Origin of the sequence: Rubneribacter badeniensis, assembly GCF_002899695.1 — a bacterium.
GTDB classification, from domain to species: domain Bacteria; phylum Actinomycetota; class Coriobacteriia; order Coriobacteriales; family Eggerthellaceae; genus Rubneribacter; species Rubneribacter badeniensis.
In genome coordinates this window covers 42,007-67,999 of record NZ_PPEL01000004.1, presented here as the reverse complement: position 1 = coordinate 67,999, position 25,993 = coordinate 42,007, and the positions used below count along the sequence as shown (strand labels likewise).

The following is a 25,993-nucleotide window of genomic DNA, read 5'->3' as shown; positions in this document are numbered from 1 at the left end:
GAAGGAGGGAGAAGGACGCGACATGATCGAGTTCGACAACGTGGGCTTCACCTACGACGGCGAGACGTTCGTGCTCGACGGCGTGGGCGCGAGCATCTCGCAGGGCGAGTTCGTCTGCATACTCGGCGGCAACGGCTCGGGGAAGTCCACCCTCGCAAAGCACGTCAACGCCCTGCTCGCACCCGACGAGGGCCGTGTGAGCGTGCTCGGCCGCGACACGCGCGACAAAGACAGCGTGTACTTCATCCGCAGCCACGCCGGCATGGTCTTCCAGAACCCCGACGACCAGCTTGTGGCCAGCCTCATCGAGAACGACGTGGCGTTCGGCCCGGAGAACTTGGGCGTGCCGACGGACGAGCTGCGCGAGCGCGTGTCGGCGGCGCTGGCCGACGTGGGCCTGCAGGGGTTCGAGAAGCGCGAGACGGCGGCGCTCTCCGGCGGACAGAAGCAGCGCGTGGCCATCGCCGGGGTGCTGGCCATGGAGCCGGCCATCCTCGTTTTGGACGAGGCCACGGCCATGCTCGACCCGCGCGGGCGCAAGGGCCTCATGCGCGTGTGCCGCACGCTGCACGAGCGCGGCATGACCATCGTCATGATCACGCACTTCATGGAGGAGGCCGCCCAAGCCGACCGCGTCATCGTGCTCGAGGGCGGGCGCGTGGCCGCCGACGGAGCCCCCGCCGACGTGCTCGTGCAGGCCGACCTGCTCAAGCGGCTGCATCTCGACGTGCCCTTCGCGTGCGCGCTGTCGCTTGCGCTCAAGCGCCGCGGGGTGGACGCGGGCGTGCACATCGAAACGACGAGCCTGAAGGAGGAGCTGTGCCGATTGCTTTCGAAGGCGTGAGCTACGCCTACGCCGATCCCGAGCGCCAGAAGAAGCGCGCGCGCCGCCAGAAGCGCCGGCGCGAGGCCGGCGTCATCGAAGAGCCCCCCTCCCTCGAGAAGGGAGCGCCGACCTGGGGCGGGACGGCCGATGCCGTGTGGGCGCTCGCCGACATCGACTTCACGCTGGCCGACGGCGAGTTCCTTGGCGTGGCCGGGCACACCGGCAGCGGGAAGAGCACGCTCGTCCAGCACATGAACGGCCTTGTCCGTCCCGCGCGGGGGCGCGTGCTCTTCGACGGGCAGGACCTGGCCGACAAGCGCGTCGCCCAGAAATGCCGCGGAAAGGTGGGGCTGGTGTTCCAGTACCCCGAGCATCAGCTGTTCGCGGCCACCGTGCGCGAGGACGTGGCGTTCGGCCCCCGCAACCTGGGACTTTCCACCGAAGAGGTCGAGCGGCGCGTGCGCGCGGCCCTCGAAGACGTGCACCTCGACCCTGAGGAGGTGGGCGGCAAGAGCCCCTTCGAGCTTTCCGGCGGCCAGCAGCGGCGCGTCGCGTTCGCGGGCGTGCTTGCCATGGAGCCGCGCGTGCTCGTGCTCGACGAGCCGGTGGCCGGACTCGACCCGGTGGCGCGCGAGGAGTTCCTCTCGCTCATCGCCGAGCTGCACGGCGCGGGGCGCGCCGTGGTCATGGTGTCGCACAGCATGGACGACCTCGCGCGCCTCGCCGACCGCGTGCTCGTGCTGAACGAGGGGCGGCTGTTCTTTCTTGGAACGCCCGCCGAGGTGTTCGCCCGCGGAGAGGAGCTGCGGGCCATCGGCCTGGACGTGCCCGCCGCCCAGAAGCTGGCCGCCGAGCTGCGCGAGGAGGGGTTCGACCTGCCGCGCGACCTGTACGGCCTGGAATCGCTCGCCGACGACCTGGCGAGGGCGCTGACCGGCGGCGAGCCCTCCCGCGAGCCGAAGGCCGACGCCGCGCCGGGGCGAGACGCGCGCGAGACGCCTCGGCCTTCCGGGGAGGCCCCCCATGCCTGACGTCGCCCTCTTCGGCCGCTACTGGCCCGGCACGAGCCCCGTCCACCGCATGGACGCGCGGGTGAAGCTCGTGCTGTCGTTTGTCGTGATGGCCTCGGCGTTCGCGGCGCAGTCGTTTCCAGGGCTTTTGGTGTGCGCCGCATTCGTGTTCGCGTTCTTCGCGCTGGCAGGCATCCCCGCGGCCTCGGCGTTCAGATCCGTCGCGCCGCTCGCGCTCATCGTGGTGGCGACCGCCCTGCTCAACGTGTTGTTCGTGCAAGGCGGGGACGTGCTGTTCGAGTGGTGGATCATCCGCGTGAGCGAGGCGGGGCTTTGGCAGGCGGCCTTCGTCGCGTGCCGTCTGCTCGTGCTGCTTCTGGGCATGAGCCTGCTCACGCTGACCACGCCCACCCTCGACATCACCGAGGCGTTCGAATGGCTGCTGGGGTTCTTGCGCCCCCTCGGCGTCCCGGCGCACGAGCTGGGCATGATGATGGGCATCGCGCTGCGCTTCCTGCCCCAGTTCGCCTTCGAGCTGCGCACGATCCACCGCGCGCAGGCAAGCCGCGGGGCGACGTTGTCGAAGGGAAGGCTGCGCATGCTCTCGGCCCTCGTCGTGCCGCTGTTCACGAGCGCGTTTCGCCATGCCGACACGCTGTCGGCCGCCATGGACGCCCGGTGCTACCACGGCGGCGTCGGGCGCACGCGCCTTGTCCCCCTCGCCTGCACCGCCCTCGACGTGCGGGGCGTGGGCGCGGTCGCGCTCATGCTCGTCTGCGTCGTGGCCTCGAACCTCGCCTTCGCGTGACGTCCGTCGCGCGAAGGCCCGCCACACACCCCATGCGAAAGGAGATCTTATGAGCTACGCAGAGAAGATCGACGGGATCGACGCTGTCGCGCACTACCTCGCAAGCGTGCCCGCCTGGTACCTGGCCACCTGCGAGGGCGATCAGCCCCACGTGCGCCCCTTCAGCTTCGCCGCCGTCAAGGACGGCCGCATCTGGTTCTGCACCGCCACCACGAAAGACGTCTACCGCGAGCTTGCGGCCAACCCCAAGTTCGAGCTGACGGCGTGGAGGCCGGGAAGCGGATGGGTCATCATGCGCGGCCGCGCCGACCTGGACGACCGGGCGAGCGACGAGGTGCGCCGCGCCGGGTTCGAGCACATGACGGGCCTCGGAGAGAGCTACGACGGGCCGGACGACGACACGCTCACGTTCTTCACCGTGAAGGACGCCGAGGCGTGGATGTGCGACATCGACGGGAGCTGGACGCCCGTTAAGCTGTGAGCGCGCATCCCGCTTTGGCGCAGCAAGCGCCTCTCTGCCCCGGCGCGAGCCGAAGCCCTCGCAAGCCGGCGCCTTCGCGAGGGCTTCGGCTCACAGATCGTAGAACAAATCCTCGACCGACATGCCGAGCCCTCCCGCGATGCGCTCGAGCATGACAACCGTCGCGTTGGCCTCCCCCTTCTCGATGTCGGCAAGGTATTGGCGACTTACTCCGATCATCAGCGCAAACGTCGTTCGAGAAAGCCCGGTCAACGTCCTGAGCCTCGCGATCCTCGCACCAAGCTGGGTTTTTAGTGAAGTGTTCTCCATGCCCAATAAAGGCTAGTGCCCGTCGGAGGAAAAGTCGTAAACTATAGTTTACGTTTCGCCAAGAAAACAAGGGGTTTCGCGCTCAGGGAAAAGCGTATGGGTCATGGTAGCGTGGCGAAGAGAGCAGCGGAGGTCTCAGATGGAAGGAACCGAATACGAGAAGCTGATGGACTCGATCAGGCGCGCCGCCGCGCGCATCTTCGAGTTCGCCGAGACGGAGGAGGAGGTGTGCCGCCTCGAGAAGGCGATCAACCACGAGGTGATGTACCTTGCCGCCATCGCGCAGTCCGAGCGGGTCAAGCCCCCGGCAGGCTGGGATCCGCTCGGCCGCTAGGCGGGACGGCCTCGCGCGGCGCGCTTTCGCCCCGAACCCGCGCTTCGCCGAAGGCCCGCCCCGCGCCCGGCGCGCCCATCGAACCCGAACGGCACAAAAACCCTGGATGAGCTTCGGCGCCGCAGTCTGCGAGGGCTGCGGCGCCGAAGCTCATCCAGGGCGTGACAGGGGGGGCGTGACAGGACCGTGACAGGGGGGCGGGGATAATGTCACGCTCCGCAATGCATTCGGACTTCGCAAAACATTCGTGAGCGTGACATTATCCCCGCCCCCCTGTCACGGTCCCCCGTGCGCGCTTGCGCGACCTGCGCGCCCTGATCGAAACGCGACGTCAGTCGGCGAAGTCGTAGAGATCCTTCGTCGCGATCCGGAAATCGTCGTACACCTCGGCTGCGATCCCCTCGTCTTCGACCAGCTCGAACGCGGCAGGCTGCCCCTCCTCGTCAAGTTCGGTGACCTCGAGCAGCACGACCTCCCCCGACGAGCCCGCAGGCGCCTCGTCGGTCACCGGGAAGAAGAACCCGTAGCGGCGGTCGTTGTGAAGGACGAGGCCGAGGAACTCGAGCTCCGTCTGCTCGCCCGCCTCGTCTTCAAGCACGAGGGTGATGCCCTCCTCGACCGGCGGGCAGAAATTGGGGGCGCTTCCTTCGCGCATGGCTCGGCTCCTTACCTTCGGCGTGTCATCGACGTCCCACAGCGTACCACACCCGCTCGCCGCCGCGCGCGGGCACCCGCCCTTCGGCACGAACCGCCCATTTCCAGCCCATCTTCGACAACGGCGCGAAACGCAGCCGCAACGGCAAAAGCGTTAACCGGCGGAGCGGTCGGCCTCCACCAGGTCGATGAGCTCCTGCTGCGTGTGCACGTTCAGCTTCTGGTAGATATGGCGTATGTGCGTCTTGGCGGTGTTGCGCGTCACGCGGCACTCCTCCTGGATGAACGCGCCGTTGCGCCCGCGCGCCAGCAGCGCGAACACCTCGCCTTCGCGCTCGGTGAGGCCGTGGGCGGCCGCCAGGTGCGCGCAGCGGGCTTCGATGGCGGCCTCGGGGGCGGGGGCGGCCACGACCTCGACGGGAAGGACGCCCTGTATGGCGTCGGAAAAGCTGAACCCCCGAAGACCGATCCACACGTAGGCCACAAGCGCCACGGCCACGAGCGCGAGCGCGAGCAGCCGCGCGTCGGCGAGCGCGGCGTCCTGCGCGCCGACGGGAAACCCTCCGAGCGCTACGCCCGCGGTGGCACCGACGTTCGAAGCGCAGAACCCCGTCGCGAGCGCCGTGATGCCGCCCGCGGGGTTGCGCGCGGCGATGATGGCAAGCGTCGCCCAGGTGAGCACGCTGAACGTCTGGGCGCCCACCGAAAGCGCCCCCTGGGAGACGCCCGAGACGAACGCGGTGGACGCCGAGGAGGCGAAGAACCCGAACACCACGAGCAGACCGGACAGATAGAACAGCGCGTCCTCGCGCGAGTGGAGGCGCGTGCGCGCGCACCATGCCGCCACGAGCGCGAGCGCGACCAGCGCCGCGACGTCCTGCTGCCACGCCGCGGCGTCCGCGCCGAACTGGATGGAGAAGCCGAAGGCCACCTCGAACAGCGCGATGCAGGCGAACAGCCGGTTGCCGGGACTGGGAAACGACGAGGGGTTGGTGAGCGCGAGCTCGCTCGGAGAGGTCGACCACAAGGAGGAGAGTTCGCGGCGCGCAGCGTCCACCGGGCGCGCGACGAGCGCGAGCGCGAGCATCGGCAGCAGCGCGTACACGATGACGGGGGCGGCAGCGATCAGCGGCTTGAGCGCGAGCAGCGCCGCGTAGGACGCCCCCACGCCGGCCGCAACGGTGACGGGAACGCCGCGCGGTGCGATGGAGGACAGCGCGAGCCCGGCGACGACGACGGCCCACGAGCGGCCGAGGGCGAGCGGCGCGAACGCCGCCAGCAGGTCGGCCGATGGCAGCCCGACGGCATGCGCGGCGATCTGCGCGATCGCGCCGAGCGCGAGCAACGCCGCGGCGAGGACGGACAAGCGCGCGACCGGCAGCCAGCGCGTGCGCCTGTGGGCGAGCGCCGCCCAGAAGGCGAACGCCAGCGTGTACAGCGCCCCGTACGCCACCAGCGACCACGACTCGCCCGAAGACGACGCGGGGTACACGTAACCGTTCTGCACGAAGGTCGACAACGACAGCGCGCACACTGCTGTCAGGCAGCGCGCGTCGACGAGCCGGCCGCCGCCGTCGGCATCGCCGCGTTCCCGCATCCCCGCGTCCCCTTCCGTTTTTCGCGCTCGATCCATGCACGCTCCTTCTCAATACCGTTCGCCGCCGAAAACCAACCGTTCGCACCCGCGTAACGCCGCCGGGGTGACGCTCGAATCGGCCGCATCCCCGTATTGTACCGCTCCGAAGGCGCCGATATGCGGGCGCGACCGAAGACGGCGGGGCCTTGATGCAGCCGCCGAATCGAAGAAGGAGGCATACCCATGACCATCCTGGAAGAGGCCGAGGCGTTGGCAGACGACATCGTCGCCGACCGCCGCTGGCTGCACGAGCACCCCGAGATCGGATTCGACCTGCCCCAAACGACCGCCTACGTCGCCGACCGGCTGCGCGAGATCGGCCTCGAGCCGAAGGAGATCGTGCCGGGCGGCCTCGTGGCCACCATCGGCGACCCGTCGCAAGGTCGCTGCTTCATGCTGCGCGCCGACATGGACGCGCTGCCCCTGCGCGAGGAGACGGGACTTCCCTTCGCCTCCCAGAACGGCTTCATGCACGCGTGCGGCCACGATGCGCACACCGCCATGCTGCTGGGCGCGGCCCGCATCCTCAAAGCGCATGAGGCTGAGCTGGACGGCTGCGTGAAGCTCATGTTCCAACCCGACGAGGAGGGTACGGCCCCCGACGAGATCTGCGGCAACGAGGCCATGATCAACGCCGGCGTGCTGGAGGATCCGCACGTCGACGCGGCGGCGGCCATCCACCTCATGCCGTTCGACTTTCACCTGGGCGAAGTCGCCACGCGCCCGGGCACCGGCTTCTCCTCCATCGACGACATCGACATCGTCGTGCACGGCAAGGGCGGCCACGGCTCCCGACCCAACCAGCTGGTCGACCCGTTCAACATCGCATGCCACATCTTCCAGGGCGCGCAGAACCTCATCGCGCGCGAGCTCGATCCGAACGACCAGGCCGTCATCACGTTCGGCGCGATGAACGGCGGCACGGCGGCGAACATCGTGCCCGACGACGTGCGCATGCTCGGCACTCTGCGCACCGTGGACGAGGGCACCCGCGCGCACCTGAAGAAGCGCATGACGGCCATGTGCGAGGGCATCGCCGAGGCCTTCGGCGGCAGCGTCGAGGTGCAATTCCTCCGCGGCGTCCCGAGCGTCCACAACGACCCCGCGCTCACCCGCGAGCTGATCGGCTACATGGAAGAGCTCACCGGACGCCCCGTCACGATCCTCGATAAGCCCATCTCGGGCTCCGACGACATGAGCGTCATCTCCCAGGCCGTGCCCACCGCGTACTTCGTCGTGGGAACCGGCACCGAGGACGAGGGCGTGCGCTACCCCGTGCACAACGCGCGCGTGGTGTTCGACGAGAGCGTGTTCGCCGAAGGAGCGGCGATGACCGCGACGATGGCTCTGCGCTGGCTTGCGGCCCGCGCAGACGGGAAAGGAGAGATCGATGGCTGAGACGACTGCAAGCAAGGCTCCGGAGAAGCGCAAGAAGAAGCGGCGCACGCCCGACTCGTTCATCATCCTCGTGGTCTGCCTCATCGCAGTGGCCGTCGCCACGGTGATCGTGTCCCTGTTCACCAGCAAAGTGACGGGCGCGACGTTCGCCGACGTGGTCACCGCGCCCGTGTTGGGATTCGCCGACGCCATGCAGGTGTGCGTGTTCGTGCTCGTGCTGGGCGGCTTTCTGGCCATGGTCAACAAGACCGGCGCGCTCGACGCCGGCGTGGCCACGCTCGTGCGCTCGCTCAAGGGCCGCGAGCTCGTGCTCATACCCATCCTCATGCTGCTGTTCGGCATCTGCGGCTCCACCTACGGCATGATGGAGGAGACGGTGCCGTTCTACATCCTCTTGGCCGCCACCATGTACGCCGCGGGCTTCGACACGCTCACCGGCGCGCTCGTAGTGCTCTTGGGTGCCGGCGCGGGCTGCATCGGCTCCACGGTGAACCCGTTCTCCGTGGGCGTGGCCACCGCCGCCCTCACCGACCTCGGCATCGCCGTCGACCAGGGCCTCATCATCGGGTTCGGGCTCGTGCTGTTCGTCATCGCCGAAGCCATCTCCATCTTCTTCGTCATGCGCTACGCCAAGAAGGTCATGGCCGACAAGGGCTCCACGTTCATGTCGCTGCAGGAGCAGGAGGAGGCCGAGAAGGAGTACGGCCAGATGGAGGAGGATGCCGAGAATCCGTCCTTCTCGGCCGTGCTGTCGGGCAAGCAGAAGATCGTGCTCGTGCTGTTCGCGCTCACGTTCGTGGTCATGATCGTCGGCTTCGTGCCGTGGCAGAACTTCGGCATCGACCTGTTCATGCTGGGAGGATCGGCGGACGACCCCTCCGGCGCGTGGAGCGCGTTTCTCACCGGCACGCCGTTGGGCTCGTGGTACTTCAATGAGGCCACGGCATGGTTTTTGCTCATGGCCATCGTCATCGGCATCCTCGCGCGCCTGTCGGGCAAGGACATCGTGGGCACGTTCCTCGGCGGCTGCGCCGAGATGGTGAGCGTCGCACTCGTCATCGCGCTCGCCCGCTCGGTGGCCGTCATCATGAGCGAGACGGCGCTTGACACGTTCATCCTCGAAAACGCCGCGAACGCCCTGGCCGGCGTGCCCGCCTTCATCTTCGCGCCCGCCACGTTCCTGTTCTACTTCGTGCTGTCCTTCGCCATCCCGTCGAGCTCGGGCATGGCCACGCTCGCGATGCCCATCATGGGGCCGCTCTCCGACGGCCTGGGCTTCTCGCCCGAGGTCATGGTGATGATCTACGTGGCGGCGCACGGCGTGGTGGCCATCATCACGCCCATGAACGGCGCGGTGCTGGCGGGCCTCGCCCTTGCGAAGGTGCAGTACGCCACCATGCTGAAAGCCGTGATGAAGGTGATCGTGGTCACCTCCCTCGCGTGCGTCGTCGTGCTGACCGCCGCGATGCTGCTGATCTAGAGCGGAGCGGCCCCGCCCCGCAAGGAAGCTCGCATCCGGCGGCCCGACCGCCTTCCGCAAGCCCGCCTCGAGCGCGCCGTCCGCGCTCGAGGCGGGCGCTCGGCGTGCGGCTGCGCAGCGAGCGTTCAGGAGGCCCGGAAGAGCACGCGAGGCCCCTCCGGTCGCTGATCTCCCAGCGCGACCTGGAAACCAGCTGGACGAAAACGCGTAGATTCTCTATTTCAAATTGAGAATAATTTTGGGACGCACCATCATGACCAGGCGTTTTCCAAACCATCCCCGAAAAAGCATTGTCGACGACCGCCCAATAGCTTCAAAAACCAGAGAAACCGCGCGTTTTTGTCTATGGCCCTTTCAATCATGTAATCGATCGACGCGAATGTGCGCTTGCCCTGACACCGGCGGGACCTCGGAGAGGGCTTCTTTTCGGAACGTTTCCGATCGCAGCGCCCCTGATCGGGACGCTTCCGACCGCGGCAACGAGCGCGGCCCCCTCTTCCACCCTTCGATCGCAGACGCCCCGCCGCCCACCTGCCGCAAGTCCACCCCATCTTCGGTTCCCTGGAAGATGCGGAACGGAGCTTTGGATTCGGGAGATGTTTTCGCCAAGAAACGGGCAAAGGGACCGGGCGTCCCGCGAGCAAAGACGCGCACGGCACCCGGCGCTCGACCCTTCTTCAAAGCGCATACCGGGTATCCGACGCCTCGCACGCCCGTCTGCGATCCCGTCCCTTTCGCAAAAGAGACGGGCCGAAGCCCGCCCCTTTCGTCACGTCATCGCTTCTTGCGAGAGCGCTTCTTGCCCGCTGACTTCGGCGCTTGCCTCGCGCCGCTCTCAGCGGCTCCTCCCTTGTCAGACGCCCCCTCGGCCCCGCATGTCTCCTCGGAAGCGCCCTCGTTGGCGTAGAACTCCTTGAGGCGCGGATCGCCCGGAAGGTACCCCAGGTAGCAGCGCTGCACCTCCGGCCCGTACTTCTTCACGAGCTTGGCGTATTTCGGCTCGCGCTGCTTCCAAATGGTGTAGAGCGGAATGGCCACCGAGATGGTGGAGTAGGCACCGCACACCAGGCCGATGGCCATGGCGAACGCGAAGTCCTTCAGCGTCTCGCCGCCGAACGTGAGCATGGCCACCACGGGGATGAGCGAGGACAGCGAGGTGTTGAGCGTGCGGATGAACACCTGGTTGACCGAGCGGTTCGCCATCGTCGCGAACGTGCACGAGCCCTCGTCGCCCTTCATGTTCTCGTTGATGCGGTGGAACACGACCACCTTGTCGTAGAGCGAGTAACCCAAGATGGTGAGCAGCGCGGCCACGGCGTTCGGCGTGACCTCGCGCCCGACGAGCGCGTACACGCCCACGACGATGATGATGTCGTGGAGCAAAGCCACGATGGCCACGACGCCCATCTTGTACTCGAAGCGAATGGCGATGTACGCAATGATCAGCGCGAAGGACACCAGAAGCGCGATGAGGGACGACTGGACCACGCTCGCGCCCCAGTCGGGCCCGATGGTGGACACCTCGAACGAGTCGGCAGACCAGCCGAACTGTCCGGCCACCTGGTTGGCCACGTCGGTGGCCGCGTCGGGAGAGGTGTTCGACGTGCGCACGAGGAATCCTTGCTCCCCGTCGCTCACCGCCGTCTGCACCACGGCATCGGGCTCGCCCGCGTCGGAGAACGCGCTGCGCACCTCCTCGATGCCCACGTCGCCGGTGGCGCGGAAGTTGATCGAGGTGCCGCCCTGGAACTCGATGCCGAAGTTCAGCCCGCGCACGCCCACGACGACCGCCACGGCCGCGATCATGACCGCAGCGATGATGAGGAACGTCCGACGATGGCCCACGAAGTTGATGTCGCGCTTGATGAAGCGGCCCTTGACCTTGCGCGGAAGTCGCCCCGCCTGTTCGGCCGCGACGAGGTCCTGGCAGTCCTTGACGTCCCAGAAACCCGGATGCTTCGCGATGGCGCGCGGGGCGAGCAGGCGAATGAGCGGCATCATGAACACGAGCATCGCGACCACGTTGCAGGCGATGCCGAGCGCGAGCGTCAGGCCGAAGCCCTTCACCGAGGCGCTGGCCAGGAAGAACAGGGTGAGCGCCGAGACGAGCGTCACGAGATCGGCGTCGATGGCGGTGCTGATGCCATGGCGCACGCCCGTGATGGAGGCCGCTCGCACGCTTCTGCCCATGCGCACCTCCTCGCGGACGCGCTCGAGCACGAGGATGGACGCGTCGGCCGCCATGCCGATGGTCAGCACGATGCCCGCAATGCCCGCAAGCGACAGGCTGAACAGGCCGAAACGCGACAGCAAGGCGAGCAGGCCCAGGTAGAACACGCCGAACACGGCCATCATGGCCGCGGCGACGAGCCCGAGGCCCCGGTAGAACACGAGGAGGTACAAAAGCACGACCGCAAGCCCGATGGCCGCCACGAGCACGCCGGAGGCGAGGGCGTCTTGGCCGAGCGTGGGGCCGACGGTCTGGCTCTGCGCGTACTCGAAGCTCACGGGAAGCGAGCCGCTCTCGAGCACGGTCTGCAGCGCCTTCGCCCCGTCGAGCGTGTAGCCTCCCGTGATGGACACCTCGCCGTTCGGTATCTCGGACTGCACGGCGGGCGCGGACTGCACCTCGTTGTCCAAGATGATGACGATCTTGCCCTTGCTCGGCGCAAGCTCCTTCGTGGCCTCGGCAAACGCAGACGCCCCTTCGGAGTCGAGCTTCACATTCACCGCATAGTCCGCAGACGTCTCGGACTCCTTGCCGATGCTCACGTTCGTGATGTTCGAGCCGGTGACGAGCGGAGTGTACGTGCCTTCGGCCACTTCAAGATGCTCCTCGGTGCCCGAAGGGAACGAGTTGCCGAACTCGTCGGTAAAGACTCCTTCCCCGCCGTACTGGCCATTCTCGATCTTCGTCTTCACATCCTCGTCGGTGAACGAGTCGAGGCGCGCAAACTCCAGTTTACCGGTCTTGCCAATGGTGTCGAGAGCGTCCTCGGTGTTCGTAAGGCCGGGAAGCTGCACAAGGATCTGGTCGGTACCCTGCACCTGCACGACGGACTCCGAGGCGCCGAGCGCGTTCACGCGGCTCTCGATGATGGCGCGGGACTTCTCCATGTCCTCGTTGGACACGGCCTGCCCGTCCTCTCCCTTCGCCGTGAGCACGACCGACAGGCCGCCTTGGATGTCCAGCCCTTGGTTGATCCGCTCCTGCGGAGGCGTGAACAGAAACACCGACCCGATGATGAGCAGGGTCGTGATGACCAAAAGCCACACGTTGCGCCGGTTGGCGTTGCGAGCGGGCTTCTTCTTCGATTTCTGGGCTGTCGCCATGGAGGTTCTCCCTCGTGTCCTTTTCGCTGTTCGATCCGGCCCTGCGCGCAGGGTGCGCCCGGAGGCCGAACCGCCTTATTATGCCACAAGCGTAAATGGTGTAAAGCGAGAAGCCTCAGTACCCCCCCCCCGCCGCAAACCCATGCAGGCCACGCAGGGCGTGACAGGGGGACGGGGATAATGTCACGCTCGGCAATGCATTCGAACTTCGCAAAACATTCGTGAGCGTGACACTATCCCCGTCCCCCTGTCACGCCCCTGTCACACCCACGTCACGCTGGCGGGGGCCCTAAGGACCTAGTAGTCCCTCGCGGCGGGGCTTGCCATCCACTCCTCGTAGAAGTCCTCGTAGGCGCCGGCCAGCACGGCCTCGCGCGCGCGGCGCATGAGGTCCAGCAGGTAGTGCAGGTTATGGAGGGAAAGCAGGATGCCGCCCAGCATCTCGTTTTGCTTCACGAGGTGGCGCAGGTAGGCGCGGCTGTGGTTTTGGCAGGTGGGGCACGTGCACGCGGGGTCGAGCGGACCGAAGTCGCGCGTGTACTTCGCATTGCGCAGGTTCATGCGCCCCGTCGAGCTGAACGCCGTGCCCATGCGCGCGGTGCGCGTGGGCAGCACGCAGTCGAACATGTCCACGCCCTCGCGGACGGCGCGCACGAGCGTGGTGGGATTGCCCACGCCCATGAGGTAGCGGGGGCGGTCCTTCGGCAGCGCGCGGGCCACCTGCCCCAACGTCTCGAACATCACCTCGTGGCTCTCGCCCACCGAATAGCCCCCGATGCCGAAGCCGCCGAAGCGCCGCCCGCCCGCAGCGAGGCTTTCCTTTTCGATTTCGCACAGCGCCTCGACGGAGCGCAGACGCAGATCGAGGTGCATGCCGCCCTGCACGATGCCGAACAGCGTCTGGTCGGGACGCGTGTGCGCGGCGAGGCAGCGGCGCGCCCAGCTAGCCGACAGGTCCACGGCGCGCGCCACGAAGGCGCGCTCGGCCGGATAGGGCGCGCATTGGTCCAGCTGCATGGCGATGTCGGCGCCCAGCTGCTGCTGAATGCGCATGTTGTCTTCAGGCGTCCAGCGCACCTTCGCGCCGTCGTAGATGCTGCGGAACGTGAGGCCGTCCGCATCGAGCTTCACCGTGTCGGCGAGGCTGAACACCTGGAAACCGCCCGAATCCGTGAGCATGGGGCCGTCGTAGTTCATGAACGTATGCACGCCGCCGGCGGCCTCCACCACGTCGGCCCCGGGACGCAGCGACAGGTGGTACGTGTTCGCGAGCACCACCTGCGATTGCAAATCGCGCAGCTGGCCTGCGGTGACGCCCTTCACCGTGGCGCTCGTGCCCACCGGCATGAACATGGGCGTGCGAAACGTGCCGTGCGCCGTCTCGTAGGCGAGCGCGCGGGCATGCCCGCTTTCCGCTTCGCAGACGCAGTCGAACAGCGCCATCTCAGCCCTCGATCCCGTCGATGGAGAATTCCGCGCGCTTCTCGCCCGCGGCGGGCGCCGCATTACGGCTCTCGGCGATCACGCGCTCGCGCACGGCGGCGTCCACGAGCCCCGTGCCGATGCCCAAAGCCGGGTTCGCGCAGACGGGAAGCTTCTCAACCCATGCCGCGAACTCCTCCATCGTGCCGCTGCGCACCGAGGACGCATCGAAACCGCCCGTCGGGTCGAGCAGATGATCGGTCACCAAAAACGCGTCGGCACCGAGCGCACAAGCGGCGAGGTCCTCCACCGTGTTGTTCCCCACCATGAGCACATCGGTGCCCGAAAGGCCCGCCGCCGCGATGCTCTCGGCGAAGTAGGCGGGCTTCGGCTTCACGCTCGAGGAGTTCTCGAAGTGCGTGATGCGCGCGAACCGCGCCGGGTCGATGCCGGCCCATTCGAGCCGCCAACGCACGGCGCGCTCCGGGAACATCGGCATCGTGGCCAACACAAGGGGGTAGCCCTTCGCCGCCAGCGTCTCGATGGCGCGTGCGGCAGCCGGGTTCGGCACGACGTTCGCACCGAGCAGCCCGAACTCGCAATCGTAGAAGCGCGCCAGCTCGTCGCCCCAATCGCACGCGTCGGCATCGATATGGGCGAAGTAGCCCTCCCAGAAAGCCTCGTCGTTCGGGCGGCCGTCGTCGTGGGCGGCCATGTTCTTGATGCCGGCCTTCATGCCGGCCATGAAAGCCTCGGGCGACACGCCGAAGCGCGCGACGTAGGCGCCGAGCGCGGCGAAGTAGTCGCGCATGAACTCGTCCACGTCCAAGGGAAGCAGCGTCCCGTCGAGGTCGAAGAAGATTGCGCGGTACGGTCCGACCGCTGCGGTATGATCGTTCATGGCGTCGCCCTTCTGCTCGTCATTGTGCATTCTGCTCGAAATTCGCTCGACATGGTAGTATACGAGACGATGCAAAGGAGCGCCGAAACCCAATGAAATTGCTACTTCACGCCTGCTGCGGTCCGTGCTCGCTCGAACCGACGCGCATCCTGCGCGCGGCAGGGCACGACCTCGCCATCTACTACGCGAACTCGAACATCGCGCCGGCCGACGAGCACGCCCGCCGCCTGGCCACGCTGCGCGCATGGGCCGACGGCGAAGGGCTTCCCGTCATAGAGGGCCCGTACGACCCTGCGACCTGGGAGGCATGCGCGGGACGCGTCGGCGCGGCGGCGCTCGCCGCAATCGGCGACGACGCGCTGCGTTCGGCGACCGAACCCTCCGCCCGCGAGGCCCGGTGCCGCGCCTGCTACCGCCTTCGGCTCTCGGAGACGGCGCGAACGGCCGCCGAGCTCGGCTTCGACGGCGTGGGCACGACGCTTTCCGTCAGCCCGTACCAGTTCACCGAGGTCATCGGCGAGGAGCTTGAGCGCGCGGCGGCGAACGCGGGCGTGCGCGCTGTGTTCGAGGACTTCCGGCCTTTCTACGACGAGGCCGTGCGCCGAAGCCGGGCGCTCGGCATGTACCGGCAGAACTACTGCGGCTGCCGCTTCTCCGAAGCCGAGGCCGAGGCCGAGCGGAAGGCGCGCAAGGCAGCGCGAGCGGCCGAGCGGGCGGCTGAAGCCGAGGCGCGGGCGGCCGAGCGCGCTGCCGCCGAGGCCGAGCGCGCCGCGCGACGGGCCGAGCGGGCGGCCTACGACGCCAAGCAGGCCAAAAAACGCGCCGTGCTGAAGACCTTGAGGGAGCGCAGACGCGAAGGAGAGGACGAAGCGCGCGGCGACGCGTGACGCGTGATGGGGCGACGGGAAGGGACGGAGCGCGGCACGAACAGCAAGGTCCGCACGATGGGCACCGTCACTTCGAAGCGCCGCCCGCACGACCTCTGGCGGCATGGCTCGCGAAGCGCGTTCGCCCCCTCAAAGCAAAGCGCCGAGCGGCGGCGCGGCGAATCGGAGGATCGGACGCGGGTTGGGGTTAGGGTTGGGGCTGGGACCGGAGCCGACCCCGGCTCGCAAACCGCAGCCCGTCACAGCCGACCCCAACCCGCCCCTGGCCCGCCGCACCGCGAATGCCTATAATAGTCGGATTCAAACGAACCCCATCCCTGCACGAAGGAACCGACATGCTCACGAGCGACTTCGACTACGACCTGCCCCCCGAGCTCATCGCACAAGAGCCCGCGCCCGACCGCGACGGCTGCCGTCTGCTCGTCATGGACCGCGCGACCGGCGCGCTCGAGGATCGCGTGTTCCGCGACATCGTCGACTACCTGCATCCGGGAGACGTGCTCGTGGCGAACGAGACGCGCGTCATGCCGGCGCGCCTCATCGGAAAAAAGCGCGGCACGGGAGGTGCGGCCGAGGTGTTCCTGCTGCGCCAGCACGGCACGCCCACCCAAAACAGAAGCGCCCTGTGGGAAGTGCTCGTGCGGCCCGGAAAGCGCCTCAAGCCCGGAAGCGGGGCCGTGGTGGACTTCGCGGACGCCGCGGGCAACACGGTGCTGTCGGCAGAGGTCGTGGACTGGGCACAAAACGCCCAGAAAGGCGAGCGCGTCGCGCGGCTCTCGACGACGCTGCCCTCGCTCGACGAGGCGTTGCACGCGGTCGGCCGCACGCCGCTGCCGCCCTACATCAAAGACTACGCAGGCGACGAGGAACTGTACCAAACCGTGTACTCCCGCCGCGAAAGCTCGGCTGCGGCCCCCACGGCCGGACTGCACTTCACGCCCGCGCTCATCGACCGGCTGCGCGAGAAGGGCGTGGGATGGGAGACGGTGGAGCTGGAGGTGGGCCTCGACACGTTCCGCATCGTGGACGAGGACGACCCCGAGCGCCACGTCATCCACACCGAGTTCTACACCGTGGGGCAGCGCACCGCCGATGCCGTCAACGAGGCGCGGGAGCGAGGCGGGCGCGTGGTGGCCGTGGGCACGACGAGCGTGCGCAGCCTCGAGAGCGCCTGGGACGCCGAAGCGGGCCGCCTCGTGCCGAAAGATCGCGAGGCCACCTCGCTCTACATCCTGCCCGGATACGAGTTTCACGCGGTGGACGCCCTCATTACGAACTTCCACGTGCCGCGCTCCACGCTCATGATGCTCGTCTCCGCGTTCTCCACCCGCGACAACATCATGGCCGCCTACGCCCATGCCGTCGCCGAGCGCTACCGCATGCTCTCGTTCGGCGACGCGATGCTCATCGGCTGAGGAAGGCCGAGGGAGGCGGCCTTCGAGGCCGCGCGCACGGCGCGCCCGCCGCGCGCGAAGGGCGCGCCGTGCCCCCCTATCGCTCCGGCAAAAGCCCGAGGGCGCGAGCCGTCTCGCCGAGCGGGCGGCCGCGGTCCTCCGGCGCGAACAGCGGGCTGTCGAAAGCGATGTCGGCGGAAATGATCTTGGTGGGCTGTGGAGGGCTTTTGAACCAGTCCGTGCCCTCGCGGCAACCGGGTATGCGCGAGGCGTCCGCGTCCATCGGGATGTACACGTCGTAGGCGCCCTCTTGGCCCGAACCCGCCTCCCAGCCGTCGCGCCATGTGCGGACGAAGTCGTCGCGTCCGATCTCGCGCACGAGGTCGGCCAGCGTGACATGCTCGTCGCACGCGACGAGCGCGACGAGGTGCGCGTTGCCGTCCACCAGGTTGAGACGCCCCTGCGCCTCGTTCACGATGATCGCCTTGCCCCCGCCCGAAGGGTACTCCGCATCGAAAAACGCGCGCACGCCCTCGCCGCGGATGCGCTCGCAAAATCCCGCGAGCCTCAGACGCGCCGCTTCGTCTTCGACGAAGTGCCGATGATGGCGCACCGCTCCCACAAGCTGCGCGCACGGATCGCTCCATACGTCCATGGCGACCCCTCTCAGCGCCCGACGGCTCCGCGGCCCACGCGCGGGCGCGCAACGCGGGGGCGCGCATCCATCATACCGCGCACGGACGTCGGGGTGAAGACGCCCGCGACCCCCTCCCCGCAGCAAGATCGACCGCGCCTCTCTGCCAAACCGGAATTGGCGCGAACCTGCATTCGCTCATCATCGAGCCGAACCTCCCCTTATCGGACGCTTCGGAAGCCCTTTCCCCCGCCTAACGAGCAGGGCTTTCCGAAATGTCGGCGGGGCCTTGCTTGGCGGGCCGACCCGGCACCCGCCGACCTTGGCTTGACGCAGAGTTCGGCCCGAAACGGCACGGATCGCGTCTTGTGCATAGGTTTTCCTCCGAAAAAGCGCCCCGTAGGGCCGGAAGCGGTTCCGGCAGGGATCCCAACCTGGGGAAACGCCCTCGCCGGGACGGAAAGGCGCTCGGCAGCCTATGCACAAGACGCGATCTCTGCCATTTCGGCGCGACGTCCGTGTCAAACCGGGATTGATGCGAGCTCACGTTCGCCCGATATCGAGCTGACCTTCCTCGGAGCGGGCGTTTCGGAAGGCCCGATCAGGATAAGCTCGGCTCGAAGCTCGGCGAACACGGGCCTGCGTCAGTCTTGGCTCAACAGAGAGGACCACGTCGCCCTCTCCCGAGACCGACGCCGGAAGCCTCGCTCTGCGCGCAAAAAAAATGCCCCCGCGCGAGGTGGGGGCATTTCGGCGTTGGCAAAAGGTGTTTACAGCTTCACCACGTTGCTCGCCTGGAGCTTGCCGTTCTGGCCCGTGGTGACGTCGAACTCGACCGCTGCGCCCTCGTCGAGGGTCTTGAACCCGTCCATCTTGATCTCGGAGAAGTGGACGAAGAGATCCTCGCCGTCGTTCTGGGAGATGAAGCCGTAGCCCTTCTCGGGATTGAACCACTTCACAGTACCTTGCGCCATCTTAAATCCTCTTTCCTCTTCCCGATCCCTCGGGAAGGTAACACTGCATGCTGCGTGGCGGCAGCACTCGCCCTCACCTCGAGAGCACTCGTCCACTATACGCCATGCGGAGGGAAAAATGCGCGGGATTCTGCTTTTCGCGCCTTTTTTACCGATCCGTTGACATCCTTCGACTAAAGCTCGGTCGATCGCAAGGCCATGGCCCGCTCGCAACGCTCAAGCGTCTGAGCGTAGTCTCGCTGATACGCAGCCACCTCTTCCTCAAGGGAAGAAAGGGTCGTATAGTCCACAAGCGCCGCACGGGCATCGTCCACCGCATCGAACGGCCCCTCTTCGAGGGCGCGCTCCAACGCGCGCTCTGCGTTTCGGCAAGGCCCGACGCGAAACCCGCGCAGCGACGACGCCTGGAGCACGGCGCGACGCGCGTCGTCCACGCCGCGCCCTTCCTTGCCGCCGCCATCGGAAAGTGCTCTCTCGCTTGCGCGCGCGAGCCTTTCCTCGGCGGCGCGCTGGCGCTCCTCGGCAACCGCGAGCAGCGCGGCGCGCGTCGCCCGCTCGGATTCGAGGCCCGCGATGCGCGCCGCCTCGCGCGCTCGGGCAAGACGCTCCCCTTGCTTTTGCATGGCGGGCAGCCGGTCGAGCAATTCCTCCAAATGGGCGAAGGCGGCATCCGCATCCATGGTCGCGCTACGCTTTCACCTGATCGTACACGCCGGCCAACTGCTCGCCCAGGCACTTGCCCTCGACAAGGCAGCGACCGTGGCTGTTGCCCTGCACGTTGATGGGATAATCGTAGGCGTAGATGTCGCCCGCGCAATTGCCGATGGCGTAGAGGCCACCCACCGGCTCGTCGGCATCGTTGAGCACCTCGAAGTCGTCCGAGATATGGATGCCGCCGCACACGCCCAGCAAACCGGGCGCCACCATGCACGCCGTGAAGGGACCTTCCTTGATGGGGTACAGGAAATGGCTTTCCTTGTAGAAGTCCACGTCCTCGCCCGCTTCGCAGCGCTCGTTGTACCGCTCGATCGTCGAAAGGAGCGTGTCTTTGTCCACCTCGATCAACTGCGCCAGCTCTTCGAGCGTGTCGGCTCGCTTGTAGTAGGACGGAGCGCTCTCCAAGCCCGTCTCGACCGTCTGGGTATGGGCGTCCACCGCCGTCTGGTAGTCGGTGCCAAAGGCGCGGAAGCTGTCCCAGAACATGCCGCCGCCGTACTGCAGGCTGTCGAGCAGATCGGTCTGCCAATTGGCGTCGAAGATGGACCACGCGTGGTCGGCGCCGCCGTTCACCATGACCCCGACGCATTTGCCTTGCACCCAGGTGGCCTCGTTCATGAAGCGCTTGCCCTCGGGGTTCACGAACAGGAAGGGCCCGTGGAACGCGGCTGCGGCCTGCGGGTGCATCATGGTCGGCCACGGGGCGGCTTGGAACGCGCCGCCGGCCCAGGCGGCCATGTTGTGGCCGTCGCCCACGTTGCCCTGGTCGGAGCACAGGCGCGTCATCACCTTGAAGGCGATGGGCGCGAACTCCTCGAGGTACTCGTCGTTGTAGCTCACGTCGCCCGTGGCCAGCACCACGCCCTTGCTGGCGTTGTACTGCACGTACTCGCCGTCCTTGTTCTCGCAGATGGCGCCTGTCACTTTGCCGGCGTCGTCCTGCACGAGCTGCACGGCCGGCATCTCGTAGACGAACTCCGCGCCGTTTTTGAGCGCTTCGGCCTCGAACAGGTACTCCACGAAATCGGCCGCCGAATGCTGCTCGAATATCTCGCCGCCCATGATCATGTGGTAGCAGTCGATCTCGGGATGCACCGTGCTGCGCGATCCGACGGTGACCATGCAGGTCGCACCGTTTCTCTCGGCCAGGTCGAGAAGCCAGTTCATGCAGCGCTCGGACTCGCGGAACCACTTCGCCACGAGCGATTCGCGGCAGCGGTTGCCGCAGGTGGACACCCAGCGCTCCATCTCGATGGGCTTGTCGAAGCTGATGCCCAGCTTGTCCAGCTCGCGCGAGCCGATGGCGCCCGTGCCGCCCACGCCGTGGCCATTGAGCATGGCGTCCTTCTCCACGAGGATCACCTTCGCGCCGTTCTCGGCCGCGCTGAGCGCGCAGCACGTGCCGGAGTAGCCGCCGCCGATGACGAGCACCTCGGTGTCAACCGTCTCCTTGATCTGGTCGGCCGCGATGGGCTCGGGTTTGATCTCCCACGTGTGGGCGCCCTGCCCGTCCGTCGCACCCGCGCCCGCATCGCCCGAAGCGTCCGGAGCCTGGGGGCTGCACCCCATGACGCCGAGCGCCGCGACCCCTGCCGCGCTCAGAACGGCCCCTTTGAGCAGGTTCCTCCTTGAGATTTCCGTCGATACGCCCATTTCGATCCTTCCTTGTTCGAACAACCCTCTTCCCGCCGCCTTTCCGCAGCGGCTCGAAGCGCAGCTTATTCCCGGACGGGGAAAAGCGCATCCCATGATTCGGGTTGTTCGGCATCGCGGCAGATGGAAGGAGGGGAATCCCCCACTTTGCGGGGGGGGGGGTGCCCAGGGTCAATCGAGCAGGTCGATGAGCTCTTGACGGGAGTGGACGCCGGCTTTGCGGTAGATGCTCTTCATGTGGTCGCGCACCGTGTTCTCGGAGATGTAGAGCTTGCGCGCGACGGCGGGCACGTTGTTGCCGCGCAGGACGAGCGCCACCACCTCGCGCTCCCGCTTGCTGAACGGATCGGCCAGCCCGAGCGCGTCGAAGCGCGCGTCGAGCGAGGCCGGGGGGTCGCACCCCGCGTCCGAACCGGATGCGAAACCGGACTCAGAGACGGCGTCGGCACAAACGCGCTCGGGTGCGGCGAGAGGGTGGCTACCGCCCACCACGGCGACGTCGATGCGGCCTTCTTCGCCGGCCTCGTCCGTGCCGGCTTGGCGCCTGCGACGGCGAAACGACACGAGGAACAGCACCATGGACAGCGCGTACACGCACAAGAACAGCACGTTCACGCCCAAGGCGAAGTCGTATGCGACGATAGGTCCGAGCCTTTTGCCCATCGCGTCCCCCGCGAACATGGCCACGAGCGTCGGCCCCACGCACAACGCGTACGTCTGGGCCGCCGGCACGCCGCGCTCGCTCGAATACACCGCGCACGTCACGATGAGCAGCAGGTTCAATATCTCGAATCCGAACAGCAGCATGCCCACCACAAGCGGCGCGAACTGCACGCCCAGAAGAGACGGCAGCATGAACACGCCCGTCACGAGCGGGAACAGCACCTGGTACACCCGCAGCGCCTCGAAGCCGCGTTCGGAGAACAACTCGATGAGCAGCACCACCGCGGACGCAAGCGCCAAACCGCCGAACCCCGCCGCCGACGAGGCGTCGGCCGAAACCGAGAACAAGCCCGCCACGAGCTGCCACACGAACCCGATGGCGCACGTGCAGAACACGGGCTTCCACAGATCCCGCGCCGCAGCCGCCGCAAGCGCGCGCGTCATGCGCAAAGCAGGATCGGCGGGGACGATCTCGGACAGGCTCAGGCGCAAGGTCGCGGCCGACGCAGCCGGCAGCACGCCGACGACGCACACCGTCCGAACGGCGTCGGGCAGCGCACCGACCACGGCGCTCACGGCAACGGACAGCACCGCCGACAAAGGGATGCAGATGGCCGTGCGCGAGGCGCCCTCCGAAGCGAAGAACTGCTGCCACGACGCGTAGAAGAACCCGGCCGCGCCGCCGACGAGCACGCCGGCCAGCGCGGCGCCGACGACGGAGGGCTCCCCTCCGGAGGGAAGCGCCGCGCTGAACGCGAGCGTCCCCGCAGCCAACGCGGCGCCCGCCGCGTACGCGAGGCGCGGCGGGAACGCCGGAACGCGCCGCTCGGCGAGCGCAGACAACGCCACCGCCGCGATGACGCAAACCTGCTGGCATGCCTCGAACACTCCGAGGGCCGCCGCACCCGCGGACGAGCCGACCATGCCTGCAGGTGCCGACAGGCCGCCGAACATGACCGCCCACACGAAGGCGAATCCCAGATGATGCCACCGCAACGACGACACCAACGCTTTTGCTTTCGCACCGGACAACGAAACCCCTCCCCTTCGGTTCGGGCCGACCCGCCCCCGCGCGGGCTGGCCCGCTCCACGGTACCCCAGAAAACGCGACGTCCTCCCGACGAAGGACACGAAAAACGGGAATTACCTTTGAGGCGAAGGGCTTTCCATCGCGCCGGGATGATCGGCAGACGCGCCGCAGCCGCCCTCGCCGAAGCCGTCGGAGCGCAAGGTCTCGACAAGCGGAGGCTCCGCCTCCTCGGGCGGCGCCTCGAAGCCGAGCATCTCCAGCGTCGAAGACGCCTCCTCGGCCGCATCGTCGTCGGCCTCGTCGAGCAGGCGCATCGCGTCCTCGGGGTCGTCGGGCAAATCGAGGCCGTAGGCGTCGGCGAGGGCGCGGGCCTGCCGCTCGCGCAGATCGGCCAGATCGCGCTCGCCCGCGTCGCGCAGGTAGCCCGACGCGAGCAGCAGGCTGTGCGCGACGTAGTCCACGACGCGCGGGTCGACGCCCGACACCTGCACGACGCTCGCAACGGAGTCCGGCGCGAGCGACAGCAGGGCCGCTCCGTCCATGTCCACGGCCTCGCCGACGGCGTCCTCGAGCATGTCGGCGGCGCGGCGCGGGTCGCGCTCTTCCTCGGCCTTCGTCCAGCTGCGCCGGATGATCTCGGCGAACTGGAGCAGTATGCGCATAAGGTAGTCCTGCTCGAGCATGAGGCTCCTTTCTCTCGTGCAGCGCCGGTTCGACAAGCGCCCCGGCGCGGGTCGCGGGGACAAGCCCCGCTCCCAGTTGGGGACTAAACATGCCAGAGGGCATGTTTACCCTTTCTCGCGAACCGCGCCGGCGGCGGGCGAAGCGCGCCCTTTGGCAAAGGAAGGGCGGGCGCGCCCGCGGCGCACGGCGCCGTCAGGTCGGCGGCATCGGTATTCCCAGGTGGTCGTAAGCGCGCTCGGTGGCGACGCGGCCCTTCGGCGTGCGCACCATGAGGCCCTGCTGCATGAGGAACGGCTCGTAGACGTCCTCGAGGGTGTCGGGGTCCTCCGAGAGCGCCGAGGCGAGCGTGGTCAGGCCCACGGGACGGCCGCCGAACTGCACCGCGAGCAGCTCGAGGATGCGGTTGTCCATGCCGTCGAGGCCGAGCGCGTCCACCTCGAAGAAGCTCAGCGCCTGCGCCGCCACGTCCTCGTCGATGGCGCCGTCGCCGCGCACCTGCGCCCAGTCGCGCACGCGCTTGAGCAGACGGTTCGCCAAGCGCGGCGTTCCGCGGCTGCGGCGGGCGATCTCGAGCGCCCCGTCTTCGGCGATGTCCACGCCCAGGATGGCGGCCGAGCGGCGCACGATGGAGGCCAGCTCGTCGGGCGTGTAGTACTGCAGACGGAACACGACGCCGAAGCGGTCGCGCAAGGGCCCGGTCAGAAGGCCCGTGCGCGTGGTGGCGCCCACGAGCGTGAAGCGCGGCAGATCGAGGCGGATGGAGCGCGCCGCCGGCCCCTTGCCCACCACGATGTCGAGCGCGAAGTCCTCGAGCGCAGGGTACAGCACCTCCTCCACCATGCGGTTCAAGCGGTGGATCTCGTCGATGAACAGCACGTCGCCCTCTTCGAGGTTCGTGAGGATGGCCGCGAGGTCGCCCGTGCGCTCGATGGCCGGACCGCTCGTCGTCTTGATGTTCGCCCCCAGCTCATTGGCCACGACGGCGGCGAGCGTCGTCTTTCCGAGGCCCGGAGGGCCCGAGAACAGGATGTGGTCCACCACGTCGCCGCGCGCCCGCGCGGCCTCGATGAGGATGGCCAGCGACTCTTTGATCTTCGTCTGGCCCAGGTAGTCGCTCAAGCGCTTCGGGCGCAAGCTGCGGTCGAGCGCGAGGTCGTCCTCGGTGAGCGTGGGCGCGACCGCCCGTTCGGACGCGCTTTGCCGCGCTCCGATGCCGAAGGCGGGATCGGCCTCGAACACGAGGCCCTCTATTTCGATGCCGTTGTCAGCCATGGCCGCCTCTCCGTCAGCGGACGCGGACGATCCGACGCCCTCACGAGTTCGCTCCCAAACGCTTCAGAGCGTATTGTAGCAGCACGCCCTCGTCGCCGCCCTCGGGCGCGCCCTTGAGCGACACGTCGGCCTCCGCGGAGGTGAAGCCCATCGACAGCAACGCCTCGCGCGCGCCGGCCAGACGTTCGGCGGCAGGGGCGGCAAACTGCGAAGCGTCGTCGAAAAGCCCTTCGAAGCCCTGGTCGAGCGACCCTTTCAACTCGAGGATGATGCGCGAGGCCGTCTTCTTCCCCACGCCGGGCACGCGCTGCACCGCCGCCACGTCCTGCGCGGCCACCGCGGCCACGAGCGCGGCGGGCGTGAACGACGAAAGCGCCGCGAGCGCCACCTTCGGCCCTACCCCGCTCACGCCGATAAGGCGCTCGAACAGCGCCTTCTCCTCCAAGGAGAGAAAGCCGTACAGCGACAGCCCGTCCTCGCGCACCTGCAGATGGGTGTGAACCTCCACGGGGGATCCGGCTTCCGGCAGCTTCGAGAGCGCCGTCTGCGACATGCCCACGGCGTAGCCCACCCCGCTCACCTCCAGGTAGGCCGTCGAAGCGTCCTTGCCCGCAAGGACGCCCTTCAGAAACGCGATCATATCCTCGTCCCTTCCTTCGTCGGACAGGTCTTCGCCGCACGTCCGGACGACGCCGCCCCGAAGGCCCCCCGCCGTGCCGCAGCGTCGCGCGCCTCGGCCTGGGCGACCAGGTGGTCGAAACGGCCCTCCGCATGCGCGAATCCCTCGTGCGTCGCAAAGCAGATGGCCGCCGCCAACGCATCCGCCGCATGGTCGGGCCGGGGAACGTCGCTTAAGGAGAGCACTTGGCGCACCATGTACTGGACCTGGGCCTTGTCTGCCGTCCCCACGCCCACCACGGCGAGCTTGATCTGGTTGGGGGAGAACTCCTCCACGTACAGATCGCGCTCGGCGCACGCCACGAGCGCCGCGCCGCGCGCCTGACCGGTGGCGAACGCGGCTGAGACGTTCTGTCCGAACCACACCGTCTCGACGCCTGCGCACGAGGGCTCGAACCGCGCAATGACGGCCCCTATCTGCCTCTGCACCTTCATCAGGCGATGCGCGAGCGGCATGTCCGCGGAAGTGGAGACGCATCCGTAGGCGACGCACGCCAAGCGCGGCCCGCGCTGGGACACGATGCCCCATCCGGTGTTCGCCAAGCCGGGATCGATTCCGAGTATGGTGCGTTCGATGGCCGTGGTAAGCCCCCTTGCCCGTTGCCCTGCCCGCCGACTTCCTGCGCACGGCGACTTTGCTACAAACGTTTGTTCGTCATAATCCTATCACATCGTTTCGAGGAGCGGATCGAAGAAGCGGCGTTTTTTCATTTTTTCACAGCCCTGATGGAAGATCCCGCCAGAAGACGCACCTCCCGCCCGATGCCGCGCGAGACGCCGGATCCCGCGCGCATCGCACCCCCTCTGCATGCCCA

At 67.8% G+C, this 25,993-nt stretch carries 24 protein-coding genes; 9 read left to right on the top strand and 15 right to left on the bottom strand.

Translation table 11 applies throughout. The features are described 5' to 3' along the window. Positions 1–22: 22 nt before the first annotated feature. The 4 genes from C2L80_RS01975 to C2L80_RS01960 are packed head-to-tail and all read left to right on the top strand — an operon-like array spanning position 23 to position 3,125. A complete protein-coding gene (locus tag C2L80_RS01975; RefSeq protein WP_087197415.1) occupies positions 23–844 on the top strand; it encodes an energy-coupling factor transporter ATPase in 822 nt (273 codons plus the stop codon). Further along, a complete protein-coding gene (locus C2L80_RS01970) occupies positions 820–1,857 on the top strand; it encodes an energy-coupling factor transporter ATPase (RefSeq protein WP_103262533.1) in 1,038 nt (345 codons plus the stop codon). The genes C2L80_RS01975 and C2L80_RS01970 overlap by 25 nt, the downstream gene beginning before the upstream one ends. Beyond that, a complete protein-coding gene (locus C2L80_RS01965) occupies positions 1,850–2,644 on the top strand; it encodes an energy-coupling factor transporter transmembrane component T family protein (protein WP_103262532.1) in 795 nt (264 codons plus the stop codon). Before C2L80_RS01970 ends, C2L80_RS01965 begins: the two co-directional genes overlap by 8 nt. A gap of 49 nt (positions 2,645–2,693) precedes the next feature. Continuing rightward, entirely contained in the window at positions 2,694–3,125 is a 432-nt protein-coding gene (locus tag C2L80_RS01960) for a pyridoxamine 5'-phosphate oxidase family protein (protein ID WP_239938642.1), read from the top strand. A 90-nt stretch (positions 3,126–3,215) separates the two neighbouring features. Here the strand turns inward: C2L80_RS01960 and C2L80_RS01955 are convergent, their stop codons facing one another. Continuing rightward, positions 3,216–3,434 (bottom strand): helix-turn-helix domain-containing protein, encoded by a 219-nt coding sequence (locus tag C2L80_RS01955; RefSeq protein WP_103262531.1) that lies wholly within the window; start codon positions 3,432–3,434, stop codon positions 3,216–3,218. A 139-nt stretch (positions 3,435–3,573) separates the two neighbouring features. Between C2L80_RS01955 and C2L80_RS01950 the strand changes: the two genes are divergently transcribed. Beyond that, positions 3,574–3,768 (top strand): hypothetical protein, encoded by a 195-nt coding sequence (locus tag C2L80_RS01950; RefSeq protein WP_103262530.1) that lies wholly within the window; start codon positions 3,574–3,576, stop codon positions 3,766–3,768. Positions 3,769–4,099: 331 nt separating this feature from the next. On the opposite strand, the gene C2L80_RS01945 is transcribed toward C2L80_RS01950, so the two are convergent. After that, positions 4,100–4,423, bottom strand: a complete 324-nt coding sequence (locus tag C2L80_RS01945) for a DUF1292 domain-containing protein (protein ID WP_087197405.1) — start codon at positions 4,421–4,423, stop codon at positions 4,100–4,102. 153 nt (positions 4,424–4,576) lie between these two features. Further along, entirely contained in the window at positions 4,577–6,055 is a 1,479-nt protein-coding gene (locus C2L80_RS01940) for a response regulator transcription factor (RefSeq protein ID WP_103262529.1), read from the bottom strand. Positions 6,056–6,241: 186 nt separating this feature from the next. Here C2L80_RS01940 and C2L80_RS01935 point away from each other — a divergent pair, with 186 nt between their 5' ends. Continuing rightward, positions 6,242–7,456 (top strand): M20 metallopeptidase family protein, encoded by a 1,215-nt coding sequence (locus C2L80_RS01935; RefSeq protein WP_103262528.1) that lies wholly within the window; start codon positions 6,242–6,244, stop codon positions 7,454–7,456. After that, positions 7,449–8,936, top strand: coding sequence for a YfcC family protein (locus C2L80_RS01930; protein ID WP_103262527.1), 1,488 nt, complete (start codon positions 7,449–7,451; stop codon positions 8,934–8,936). The genes C2L80_RS01935 and C2L80_RS01930 overlap by 8 nt, the downstream gene beginning before the upstream one ends. 774 nt (positions 8,937–9,710) lie before the next feature. Here the strand turns inward: C2L80_RS01930 and secD are convergent. The 3 genes from secD to C2L80_RS01915 all read right to left on the bottom strand — a co-directional run bounded on the left by secD (position 9,711) and on the right by C2L80_RS01915 (position 14,592). Next, complete coding sequence (gene secD, locus C2L80_RS01925) at positions 9,711–12,269, bottom strand: protein translocase subunit SecD (protein ID WP_092198956.1); 2,559 nt, start codon at positions 12,267–12,269, stop codon at positions 9,711–9,713. Positions 12,270–12,566: 297 nt separating this feature from the next. Further along, complete coding sequence (gene tgt / locus C2L80_RS01920; protein ID WP_092198959.1) at positions 12,567–13,712, bottom strand: tRNA guanosine(34) transglycosylase Tgt; 1,146 nt, start codon at positions 13,710–13,712, stop codon at positions 12,567–12,569. A gap of 1 nt (position 13,713) precedes the next feature. After that, entirely contained in the window at positions 13,714–14,592 is an 879-nt protein-coding gene (locus C2L80_RS01915; protein ID WP_092198962.1) for an HAD family hydrolase, read from the bottom strand. A 92-nt stretch (positions 14,593–14,684) separates the two neighbouring features. On the opposite strand from C2L80_RS01915, the gene C2L80_RS01910 reads away from it, so the two are divergent. Both C2L80_RS01910 and queA read left to right on the top strand, forming a co-directional pair. After that, positions 14,685–15,479 (top strand): epoxyqueuosine reductase QueH, encoded by a 795-nt coding sequence (locus C2L80_RS01910; RefSeq protein ID WP_103262526.1) that lies wholly within the window; start codon positions 14,685–14,687, stop codon positions 15,477–15,479. A 335-nt stretch (positions 15,480–15,814) separates the two neighbouring features. Continuing rightward, on the top strand, positions 15,815–16,894 hold the full coding sequence (gene queA / locus C2L80_RS01905) for a tRNA preQ1(34) S-adenosylmethionine ribosyltransferase-isomerase QueA (RefSeq protein ID WP_092198968.1): 1,080 nt from the start codon (positions 15,815–15,817) through the stop codon (positions 16,892–16,894). A 76-nt stretch (positions 16,895–16,970) separates the two neighbouring features. Here the strand turns inward: queA and C2L80_RS01900 are convergent, their stop codons facing one another. The 9 genes from C2L80_RS01900 to ruvC form a co-directional block, all read right to left on the bottom strand. Then, positions 16,971–17,528, bottom strand: coding sequence for a hypothetical protein (locus C2L80_RS01900; RefSeq protein WP_103262525.1), 558 nt, complete (start codon positions 17,526–17,528; stop codon positions 16,971–16,973). 749 nt (positions 17,529–18,277) lie between these two features. Beyond that, entirely contained in the window at positions 18,278–18,481 is a 204-nt protein-coding gene (locus C2L80_RS01895) for a cold-shock protein (RefSeq protein ID WP_087194185.1), read from the bottom strand. Between the two features lie 173 nt (positions 18,482–18,654). Beyond that, positions 18,655–19,161 carry a hypothetical protein gene (locus tag C2L80_RS01890; RefSeq protein WP_087197382.1) on the bottom strand — a complete coding sequence of 169 codons (507 nt, stop codon included), beginning with the start codon at positions 19,159–19,161 and terminating at the stop codon, positions 18,655–18,657. A gap of 7 nt (positions 19,162–19,168) precedes the next feature. After that, on the bottom strand, positions 19,169–20,851 hold the full coding sequence (locus C2L80_RS01885) for an FAD-dependent oxidoreductase (protein ID WP_087197380.1): 1,683 nt from the start codon (positions 20,849–20,851) through the stop codon (positions 19,169–19,171). A gap of 171 nt (positions 20,852–21,022) precedes the next feature. After that, positions 21,023–22,519, bottom strand: coding sequence for a helix-turn-helix transcriptional regulator (locus C2L80_RS01880; RefSeq protein WP_129589868.1), 1,497 nt, complete (start codon positions 22,517–22,519; stop codon positions 21,023–21,025). A 138-nt stretch (positions 22,520–22,657) separates the two neighbouring features. Beyond that, positions 22,658–23,227: a hypothetical protein gene (locus tag C2L80_RS01875; RefSeq protein WP_239938641.1), complete on the bottom strand. Its 570-nt coding sequence runs from the start codon at positions 23,225–23,227 to the stop codon at positions 22,658–22,660. Positions 23,228–23,420: 193 nt separating this feature from the next. Further along, positions 23,421–24,500 carry a Holliday junction branch migration DNA helicase RuvB gene (ruvB, locus tag C2L80_RS01870; protein WP_092198974.1) on the bottom strand — a complete coding sequence of 360 codons (1,080 nt, stop codon included), beginning with the start codon at positions 24,498–24,500 and terminating at the stop codon, positions 23,421–23,423. A gap of 40 nt (positions 24,501–24,540) precedes the next feature. Next, positions 24,541–25,140: a Holliday junction branch migration protein RuvA gene (gene ruvA, locus C2L80_RS01865; RefSeq protein ID WP_103262524.1), complete on the bottom strand. Its 600-nt coding sequence runs from the start codon at positions 25,138–25,140 to the stop codon at positions 24,541–24,543. Further along, positions 25,137–25,754, bottom strand: a complete 618-nt coding sequence (gene ruvC / locus C2L80_RS01860; protein ID WP_103262523.1) for a crossover junction endodeoxyribonuclease RuvC — start codon at positions 25,752–25,754, stop codon at positions 25,137–25,139. The genes ruvA and ruvC overlap by 4 nt, the downstream gene beginning before the upstream one ends. Positions 25,755–25,993 lie beyond the last annotated feature (239 nt).